The following is a 7983-nucleotide window of genomic DNA, read 5'->3' as shown; positions in this document are numbered from 1 at the left end:
CTGCACGGCCTCGACCTCGAGCATGGCGGCGCGCGCGGCCGGGCGCACGCCTATCCAGCGTACCCGGCCGACCTGCGGCACCTCGGCGAGCAGCTCCTGCAGCGACCTCACAGGCTGATTCCGATGTCGAACAGCAGGCTGCGGCCGAGGTTCTGGCGCAGGAAATCCGGGGCGTCCGGGTGGGCGAACAGCACGCGGGCGAAACGCGGGCCGACCAGCGACAGCGAGCGCCAGCCCTGGCGCAGGTATTCGGTGGGCGGCGGGAAGTGGCTGTTGCAGTCCAGCGCGGCGCGCTTGAGGCTGACGAAGGCGATCAGGTCCAGTTCGCCCAGGTCGATGCCGCGCTCGCGGTAGTTGTGCGCCTTCTTGCGCAGGGTGGGCGCCAGGCGCGCCTGCAGCTCGCTGGCGGGGATGCGCTTGGGGCGGGCTTCGCGGCGCACCAGCTGGCTGAGGGAGAAGGCGCTGCGCCGGCGTTCCAGCTCGGCGCGCCATTCGTCGTTGAGGCGGCGGCCCTCGTCGAGGACGAAGAACACCTCGAAGTTGGCGTCGCGAAACAGCACGTCCGGCGGCTCCTGCCCGCTGGGGCTGAAATCCTCGTTGCGCTGGGCGACGTTTAGCGCCTGCAGCAGGCGCTGGCAGACCCAGCGCTCGCGCTCCCACTTCTTGGCGTTGGAGAGAAAGGCGTTGGCTTGTTCGGCTTGGTGCGTGAGTAGACGCAGGTAATCGGAGTCGTCCATGAACCTAGCTTAGCCCCGCGCCGGGGGGGCTTGCCAGCGCGAGTCGTCCGCCGCCAGCGGCCGGTGTAGACTGCCCGGCAGCGAGCGGAGGATGGCATGCGCAGAGACGACGAAAGCGGGGCGGCGGCATGATCGCGGCGGAGTTGCTGGCGGGCACTACCCTGGCGGCCGGCTGGCTGATCTACCTGCCGGCGCTGCTCTGGGCCGTCTGGCGGGCCCCCTGGCTGGAGCTGTGCAGCGACCTGCGCCGCCAGCATCTGCTGTTCGGCACCATGCTCGGGCTGTTCCTGCTGTGGCTGGTGCGCCGCGATTTCGACTCGGGGCTGTCCTACCACTTTATCGGCATGACCGCGGTGACCCTGCTGCTGGACTGGCCACTGGCGGTGCTGGCCGGCCTGGCGGCACAACTCGGCCTGCTCGCCATCGGCCGCCAGGACCTGGCCGCGCTCGGCGTCAACGGCGTGCTGCTGGTGCTGATCCCGGTGCTGGTCACCGAACTGTGCGCGCTGCGGGTGGAGCGCGCGCAGCCGCGCAACCTGTTCGTCTACATCTTCTTCTGCGGTTTCTTCCCGGCGGCGCTGGCCACCCTGCTGACCCTGCTCGGCGGCCTCGGCCTGCTGTGGCTGGACGGCCTGTTCCCCATGCCGCCCTGGCTGGACGACTTCGCCGGCTACCTGTGGCTGGTGATGTTTCCCGAGGCCTTTATCAACGGCACCGTGGTCACCGCGCTGGTGGTGTTCTACCCGGACTGGCTGGAGACCTTCAATCGCAGTCGCTACCTGCAGGCACCGTGGAAGGAGGACGAGCGCGACGAGTGAATCCGCCTGCGCCGCTTGATCCGGATCAATGCCGCGCCGTGGTTTCGCGCCATGCTGGAGCAAACCATTGAGGAGTCGCGCATGAGCATTCACAGTTGGGCCCGAATCGCCCTGGAGGCGGATCTGCAGGGCGCCGAGGCGCAGGGCTTCGACCGCCTGCTGGCGTTGCGCGCGCTGCTGGCGGAGGTCGTCGAGCAGAACAGGGGGCTGCGCGATGCGCAGGAGCTGGCGCACGAGCTGCAGTTTCTCGCCGACAACCTCGACGACGAGCGCGATTACGCCTTTATGCGGCCGTAGCCCGGATATGATCCGGGCTACGGCCACGGTTGGTCAGTGCGGCCGCGTCGGCAGTTCGCCGCTGAACAGTTCGTCTTCCAGGTGGTCACCGGGAATGGCGTGCTCCTCGGCGGCCCAGGCGCCGAGATCGATCAGCTTGCAGCGTTCGCTGCAGAACGGGCGGTAGGTATTTTCGGTTTTCCACTCGACGGGCGCACCGCAGGTGGGGCATTGCACTGTGGTGGTCATGGCTGGCCTCCGCGCAGGGTCAGGTAGAAGGTGTGCAGGCGTTCGACCTCGGCATCCAGCCAGGCCAGGTCGCGGTCGTTGAGCAGCACGTCGTCAGCGTGGCGCAGGCGTTCCTCGCGGCTGGCCTGGGCCTGGAGAATCGCGCGCACCTGCTCCTCGCTGCTCTGGTCGCGGGCGATGGTGCGCTGCACCTGCAGCTCCACCGGGGTATCGACCACCAGCACGCGCTGGGTCAGGCGCTGCTGGCCGGATTCGACCAGCAGCGGCGACACCAGGATGGCGTAGGGCGACTCGGCGCGCGCCAGCACCTGGACGATCTCCTGGCCGATCAGCGGATGCAGCAGCGCTTCCAGCCAGCGGCGCTGTTCGGGGTCGGCGAACACCAGTCGGCGCAGGGCGGCGCGGTCCAGTTGGCCGTCGGCCTGCAGCACGCCGGCGCCGAAATGCTCGACTATCTTGCTCAGCGCCGGGCGACCGGGTTCGACCACCCAGCGCGCGGCATGGTCGGCGTCCACCAGGTGCACGCCGCGCTCGATAAAGCCTTGCGCCACCGCGCTCTTGCCACTGCCGATGCCGCCGGTCAGGCCGAGAATCCAGGGTTTCATAGCGAGGTTGCGGTCCCGTTGCTGCTCAAGGCCGCGATTGTAGGGTGGATTCGGCAGCGAAGCGAACAATCCGCCAGTGCGCGGCCGCTATGGCGATCGAGGCGCGGCGTGGCCCGGATGTATCCGGGGGCAATCCCCCGGATACATCCGGGCCACGGGCTGCGCCGGCTCAGCGATTGACCGGGGTCAGGCGCAGCAGGTGGATGCGGCGACTGTCGGCGTTGAGCACGCGGAAGCGGAACTCGCCGATCTCGGTGACCTCGTTGCGCTTGGGCAGGTGGCCGAAGGCGTTCATCACCAGGCCGCCGACGGTGTCGTACTCGTCGTCGGAGAACTCGCTGTCGAAGGTCTCGTTGAAACTGTCGATCGGCGTCAGCGCCTTGATCAGGAAGTCGCCGGACGGCAGCGGCTTGATATAGCCGTCTTCCTCGACGTCATGCTCGTCCTCGATGTCGCCGACTATCTGCTCGAGCACGTCCTCGATGGTCACCAGGCCGGCGACGCCGCCGTACTCGTCGATCACCACGGCCATGTGGTTGTGGTTGGCGCGGAACTCGCGCAGCAGCACGTTGAGGCGCTTGGACTCGGGCACGAAGGTGGCCGGGCGCAGCAGGTCCTTGATGTTGAAGCTGGGCTGCTCGCCCGAGAGAATCAGCGGCAGCAGGTCCTTGGCCAGGAGGATGCCGATGACGTCGTCGAGGCTTTCGCCGATCACCGGGTAGCGCGAGTGGGCGGCGTCGATGATGGCGGGGAGGAATTCGCGCGGCGTCTGGCTGGCCTTGATGCTGATCATCTGCGAGCGCGGCACCATGATGTCGCGTACCTGCAGGTCGGCGACCTGGATGGCGCCCTCGACAATGGCCAGGGCCTCGCTGTCGAGCAGCTTGTTCTGGTGGGCTTCGCGCAGGACTTCCAGCAGTTCCTGGCGGTTTTTCGGCTCATGAGCAAAAGCCTGGGTCAGTTTGTTCAACCAGGACTTCTGCTCGTTGCTCGATCGGTCTTCGCTCATGGCGTTTACTCGGGGTTCCTTGTCAGGAGGGCTATTCGTCGCCGGCATAAGGGTCGGGATGACCCAGTTCGGCGAGCAATTGTCGTTCCAGTTGTTCCATTTCGAGGGCTTCGTCTTCCTCGATATGGTCGTAGCCGAGCAGGTGCAGGCAGCCGTGGATCACCAGGTGGGCCCAGTGCGCCTCCAGCGTCTTGCCTTGCTCGGCGGCCTCGCGCTCGAGCACCGGCACGCAGATCACCAGGTCGCCCAGCAGCGGGATATCGAGAATTCCGTCAGGAATCTCGGCGGGGAAGGACAGCACGTTGGTGGCGTAGTCCTTGTGCCGCCAGGTGCGGTTCAGCTCGCGGCCTTCGGCTTCGTCGACCAGACGGATGGTCAGTTCGGAGTCGGCGGTGCGCTGGCGCAGGGCCAGCTCACACCAGTGACGCAGCTGGGCTTCGTCGGGGTGCTGGCCGTCACTGGCCAGTTGCAGGTCCAGTTCAAGCATCGCCGTCCTCGACCTTGCCGTGCAGGCGGTTGTCGTGGCGCTCGTAGGCCTCGACTATGCGTTGCACCAGGGGGTGGCGCACCACGTCCTTGGGCTTGAAGTGGGTGAAGCTGATGCCCGGCACGTCGCGCAGCACGTCGATCACGTGGGTCAGGCCGCTCTTGGTGCCGCGCGGCAGGTCGACCTGGGTAATATCGCCGGTGATCACTGCGGTGGAACCGAAACCGATGCGGGTGAGGAACATCTTCATCTGCTCGACCGTGGTGTTCTGGCTCTCGTCGAGGATGATGAAGCTGTTGTTCAGGGTGCGGCCGCGCATATAGGCCAGCGGCGCGACCTCGATCACCTGCTTCTCGATCAGCTTGGCCACGTGTTCGAAGCCGAGCATCTCGTAGAGCGCGTCGTACAGCGGGCGCAGGTAGGGGTCGATCTTCTGCGCCAGGTCGCCGGGCAGGAAGCCGAGCTTCTCGCCGGCTTCCACCGCCGGGCGCACCAGCAGGATGCGTCGCACCTGCTCGCGCTCCAGGGCGTCCACCGCGCAGGCCACGGCCAAATAGGTCTTGCCGGTGCCGGCCGGGCCGATGCCGAAGTTGATGTCGTGGTCGAGGATGGCCTTGACGTAGCGCTGCTGGTTGGCGCCGCGCGGCTTGATCACCCCCTTGCGCGTGCGCAGGCTGACCTGCGGCGCGCTGCTGGGGTTGACCAGTTCCTCGACGCCGGACTCCTGCAGGTACAGGTGCACCAGGTCGGGCGACAGTTCGTTGGCCTTGGTCTCACGGTACAGGCGGCGCAGCAGTTGCTCGGCGGCCTGGGCCTTGTCGCTGCTGCCGAGCAGCTCGAACTGGTTGCCGCGGTTGCGGATCTCCAGGCCGAGGCGTTCTTCGATCAGGCGCAGGTGTTCGTCGAACTGGCCGCAGAGATTGGCGAAACGGCGTGCCTCGAAGGGTTCGAGGACGAAACGATGGGGTTCTAGGGGAGCGTTCAAGGTCGTGTGATGGCCGCCAGTCGGCTGGGGTAGTGAATCGAAGCATAACGCCGGCCGCCCAAGACGCAAAGCGCGGGCGGCTACGGCTTTAGTGGAGGCCCTGTCCGTCGAGCAGGGTGCCGCGCAGCGAGTGGGGCAGGGCGTCGTCGATATGCACGTCGACGAACTGGCCAATCAGCCGCGGATTGTCGCAACGGAAGTTGACGATGCGGTTCTGCTCGGTGCGGCCCTGGAGCATGCCCGGGTCCTTCTTCGAGTAGTCGCTGACCAGGATGCGCTGCACGCTGCCGACCATCCGTCGGCTGTTCTCGAAGCCGTACTGGTTGATGCGGTGCTGGAGGATGGCCAGGCGCTGCTTCTTCACCTCGTCCGCGGTGTCGTCGACCAGATCGGCCGCCGGCGTGCCGGGACGCGCGCTGTAGATGAAGGAGAAGGAGAAGTCGAAGCCGACGTCGTCGATCAGCTTCATGGTCTGCTCGAAATCCTTCTCGGTCTCGCCGGGGAAGCCGACGATGAAATCCGAGCTGATCAGGATGTCCGGCACCGCGGCGCGCAGCTTGCGGATGCGCGACTTGTATTCCAGTGCGGTGTGGTTGCGCTTCATCGCCGCGAGGATGCGGTCCGAGCCGGACTGCACCGGCAGGTGCAGGTATTTGACCAGCTGGGGGATCTCAGCGTGGGCGGCGATGATCGCGTCGGAGAACTCCAGCGGGTGGCTGGTGGTGTAGCGGATGCGCTCGATGCCGTCGAGCGCCGCCACCGCGTGCAGCAGCTCGGCGAAATCGACGATGCGCCCTTCCGGCGCCGCGCCGCGGTAGCCGTTGACGTTCTGGCCGAGCAGGGTGACTTCCTTGACCCCCTTGTCGGCGAGCTGGGTGATCTCCAGCAGCACATCGGCCAGCGGCCGGCTGACCTCCTCGCCGCGGGTGTAGGGCACCACGCAGAAGGTGCAGTACTTGCTGCAGCCTTCCATCACCGAGACAAAGGCACTGGGGCCGTCGACGCGCGGTTCGGGCAGGCGGTCGAACTTCTCGATCTCGGGGAAGCTGATATCGACCTGGGCGGTCTTGGTGCTGCGTGCGGCGTCGATCATTTCCGGCAGGCGGTGCAGGGTCTGCGGGCCGAACACCACGTCGACGTAGGGCGCGCGGTCGCGAATCGCCGCACCTTCCTGGCTGGCCACGCAGCCGCCGACGCCTATCACCAGATCCGGGTTGGCCAACTTCAGCTCGCGCCAGCGACCGAGCTGGGAGAACACCTTGTCCTGGGCTTTTTCGCGGATCGAGCAGGTATTGAGCAGGATGACGTCGGCTTCTTCGGGTTTTTCCGTGACCTCCAGGGCCTGATGCTCGCCCAGCAGGTCGACCATGCGCGAGCTGTCGTACTCGTTCATCTGGCAACCGTGGGTTTCGATATAGAGCTTCTTGGTCATGGCACTGTCTGGGCTGGTTAAAAAATGACCGCGCATTATAGGGGAGCGGCGGGCATCAGGCTACAAGAGCTGCCGCAAGCCTCAAGCATTGCATGGCCCAGATTTCATCCAGGCTAGCGTTGTGCGCTGTGCTATTCTGCTTGCCCCCGTTTTTCCTGACTTCGAGTCTTCATGAGCAAGCGCGACCCCATCTACAAGGTGATCTTCCTCAACCAGGGCCAGGTGTACGAGATGTACGCCAAGCAGATCTTCCAGAGCGATCTGTGGGGCTTCCTGGAGGTGGAGGAGTTCGTCTTCGGCGAGCGTACCCAGGTGGTGGTCGACCCCAGCGAGGAGAAGCTCAAGGCCCAGTTCGACGGCGTGGTACGCAGCTTCGTGCCGATGCACGCGATTATCCGCATCGACGAGGTGGAGCGCCTGGGCACGCCGAAGATCAGCGAAGCCAAGGGCGGCGGCAACGTCATGCCGTTTCCCATGCCGATGCCGGACAAGTAAGCGGCAGGCCACGAGCTACAGCTAGGTAGGGTCAGGGCAAGGGCGCGAAGGGCGAGCGGCCTTCGGCGGCCTGCAGCTCCAGCAGGTAGTTGCGGAAGATCTGTCCCAGCACCTGGCTGGCGATTTCCAGTTCATCGCGGCGCATCTGCGCCGACACCAGGTCGGCGGTGTCCATGGCCTCGTCCGAACCGTTGACCGAGGCCATCTTCAGCACGATATAGGCTTGCACGTTGTTCGCCGGCACCCCTTCGCCGCGAAAGAACATGGTGCCCAGGCGCAGCTGCGCCTCGGCATGCCCCTGCAGCGAAGCGCGTTCGAACCAGGTCAGCGCCTGCTTGAGGTCGCGCGGGGCGCGTTTGCCGTCGTAGTGGTATTCGCCGAGTTCGAACGCCGCCTGGACGTTGCCGCCGCGGGCCATTTCCTGACAGCTGGCCAGCGCTTCGGGCAGGTCTTCGGGAGCGCCGTTGAGGGCGCAGCTGCCGGTTGCGGGGATCAACAGGGAGTTGCCGCCGGCGTGTGCGAACAGCGGGAGGAAAAGCAACAGGCAGCCCAGGGTCAGGGTGCGGCCGGTGCGGTTCATCTGGATAACGGGACCTCGGCGGTTCGGGGTGGGGGACATGCCCGGCCGGCGTAAAGCGTGCCGGCCGTCGCATTATGAAATAAACCGCGCGCTTCTTACAAAACCTTTACCCGGTCGATTGCCGTGCGCTGCCCGGCAGGCTCAGCAGCAGCCAGGCCAGCAGCGGATAGGCCGGGGTGAGCAGGCCGTGGAACAGGTCGACGCGGCGCAGCGGGCCGATAAAACCCTCGGTACCCACCGCCAGGCCGGCCAGCAGAAACAATCCGACCACCGCCGCGGCAGCGGCCGGCGGCGCGCGCCGCGGCCACTG

Annotated in this window: 11 protein-coding genes and 2 pseudogenes; 3 read left to right on the top strand and 10 right to left on the bottom strand. The window is 66.3% G+C overall.

Annotated elements, in window-relative coordinates; all coding sequences use genetic code 11:
- Together N878_RS29490 and N878_RS07775 are read right to left on the bottom strand one after the other, a co-directional pair.
- Positions 1-111 (bottom strand): annotated as a pseudogene (locus tag N878_RS29490) (MOSC domain-containing protein); the annotation flags it as partial.
- Positions 108-737: a DUF1780 domain-containing protein gene (locus N878_RS07775; protein ID WP_021443101.1), complete on the bottom strand. Its 630-nt coding sequence runs from the start codon at positions 735-737 to the stop codon at positions 108-110. The gene N878_RS07775 and the pseudogene N878_RS29490, both read right to left, overlap by 4 nt.
- A gap of 128 nt (positions 738-865) precedes the next feature.
- Here N878_RS07775 and N878_RS07770 point away from each other — a divergent pair, with 128 nt between their 5' ends.
- On the top strand, positions 866-1555 hold the full coding sequence (locus N878_RS07770) for an energy-coupling factor ABC transporter permease (protein WP_021443100.1): 690 nt from the start codon (positions 866-868) through the stop codon (positions 1553-1555).
- An 81-nt stretch (positions 1556-1636) separates the two neighbouring features.
- A complete protein-coding gene (locus N878_RS07765) occupies positions 1637-1852 on the top strand; it encodes a hypothetical protein (protein ID WP_031302892.1) in 216 nt (71 codons plus the stop codon).
- Between the two features lie 33 nt (positions 1853-1885).
- On the opposite strand, the gene yacG is transcribed toward N878_RS07765, so the two are convergent.
- The 6 genes from yacG to miaB all read right to left on the bottom strand — a co-directional run bounded on the left by yacG (position 1886) and on the right by miaB (position 6598).
- Positions 1886-2080 (bottom strand): DNA gyrase inhibitor YacG, encoded by a 195-nt coding sequence (gene yacG, locus N878_RS07760; protein WP_021443098.1) that lies wholly within the window; start codon positions 2078-2080, stop codon positions 1886-1888.
- A complete protein-coding gene (gene coaE / locus N878_RS07755; protein ID WP_021443097.1) occupies positions 2077-2685 on the bottom strand; it encodes a dephospho-CoA kinase in 609 nt (202 codons plus the stop codon). The genes yacG and coaE overlap by 4 nt, the downstream gene beginning before the upstream one ends.
- Before the next feature lie 169 nt (positions 2686-2854).
- Complete coding sequence (locus N878_RS07750; protein ID WP_021443096.1) at positions 2855-3694, bottom strand: HlyC/CorC family transporter; 840 nt, start codon at positions 3692-3694, stop codon at positions 2855-2857.
- Positions 3695-3725: 31 nt separating this feature from the next.
- Positions 3726-4181 (bottom strand): rRNA maturation RNase YbeY, encoded by a 456-nt coding sequence (ybeY, locus tag N878_RS07745; RefSeq protein WP_021443095.1) that lies wholly within the window; start codon positions 4179-4181, stop codon positions 3726-3728.
- On the bottom strand, positions 4174-5166 hold the full coding sequence (locus N878_RS07740) for a PhoH family protein (RefSeq protein ID WP_021443094.1): 993 nt from the start codon (positions 5164-5166) through the stop codon (positions 4174-4176). The genes ybeY and N878_RS07740 overlap by 8 nt, the downstream gene beginning before the upstream one ends.
- Positions 5167-5254: 88 nt before the next feature.
- Positions 5255-6598, bottom strand: coding sequence for a tRNA (N6-isopentenyl adenosine(37)-C2)-methylthiotransferase MiaB (miaB, locus tag N878_RS07735; protein WP_021443093.1), 1344 nt, complete (start codon positions 6596-6598; stop codon positions 5255-5257).
- A 171-nt stretch (positions 6599-6769) separates the two neighbouring features.
- On the opposite strand from miaB, the gene N878_RS07730 reads away from it, so the two are divergent.
- Positions 6770-7093: a DUF1820 family protein gene (locus N878_RS07730; protein WP_021443092.1), complete on the top strand. Its 324-nt coding sequence runs from the start codon at positions 6770-6772 to the stop codon at positions 7091-7093.
- A 31-nt stretch (positions 7094-7124) separates the two neighbouring features.
- On the opposite strand, the gene N878_RS07725 is transcribed toward N878_RS07730, so the two are convergent.
- Both N878_RS07725 and N878_RS07720 read right to left on the bottom strand, forming a co-directional pair.
- Positions 7125-7673, bottom strand: coding sequence for a tetratricopeptide repeat protein (locus N878_RS07725; protein WP_021443091.1), 549 nt, complete (start codon positions 7671-7673; stop codon positions 7125-7127).
- 106 nt (positions 7674-7779) lie between these two features.
- Positions 7780-7983: pseudogene (locus tag N878_RS07720) on the bottom strand (hypothetical protein); the annotation flags it as partial.

The organism is Pseudomonas sp. EGD-AK9 (assembly GCF_000465935.2).
Taxonomy (GTDB): domain Bacteria; phylum Pseudomonadota; class Gammaproteobacteria; order Pseudomonadales; family Pseudomonadaceae; genus Aquipseudomonas.
The sequence above is the reverse complement of the archived record's forward strand: the minus strand, read 5'-3'. Positions and strand labels throughout refer to the sequence as shown.

What these genes read in the sequence shown, in the direction of transcription:
- N878_RS07775 (WP_021443101.1), bottom strand. Translation starts at nt 737, where the DNA reads ATGGACGACTCCGATTACCTGCGTCTACTCACGCACCAAGCCGAACAA.
- N878_RS07770 (WP_021443100.1), top strand. Translation starts at nt 866, where the DNA reads ATGATCGCGGCGGAGTTGCTGGCGGGCACTACCCTGGCGGCCGGCTGG.
- N878_RS07765 (WP_031302892.1), top strand. Translation starts at nt 1,637, where the DNA reads ATGAGCATTCACAGTTGGGCCCGAATCGCCCTGGAGGCGGATCTGCAG.
- yacG (WP_021443098.1), bottom strand. Translation starts at nt 2,080, where the DNA reads ATGACCACCACAGTGCAATGCCCCACCTGCGGTGCGCCCGTCGAGTGG.
- coaE (WP_021443097.1), bottom strand. Translation starts at nt 2,685, where the DNA reads ATGAAACCCTGGATTCTCGGCCTGACCGGCGGCATCGGCAGTGGCAAG.
- N878_RS07750 (WP_021443096.1), bottom strand. Translation starts at nt 3,694, where the DNA reads ATGAGCGAAGACCGATCGAGCAACGAGCAGAAGTCCTGGTTGAACAAA.
- ybeY (WP_021443095.1), bottom strand. Translation starts at nt 4,181, where the DNA reads ATGCTTGAACTGGACCTGCAACTGGCCAGTGACGGCCAGCACCCCGAC.
- miaB (WP_021443093.1), bottom strand. Translation starts at nt 6,598, where the DNA reads ATGACCAAGAAGCTCTATATCGAAACCCACGGTTGCCAGATGAACGAG.
- N878_RS07730 (WP_021443092.1), top strand. Translation starts at nt 6,770, where the DNA reads ATGAGCAAGCGCGACCCCATCTACAAGGTGATCTTCCTCAACCAGGGC.
- N878_RS07725 (WP_021443091.1), bottom strand. Translation starts at nt 7,673, where the DNA reads ATGAACCGCACCGGCCGCACCCTGACCCTGGGCTGCCTGTTGCTTTTC.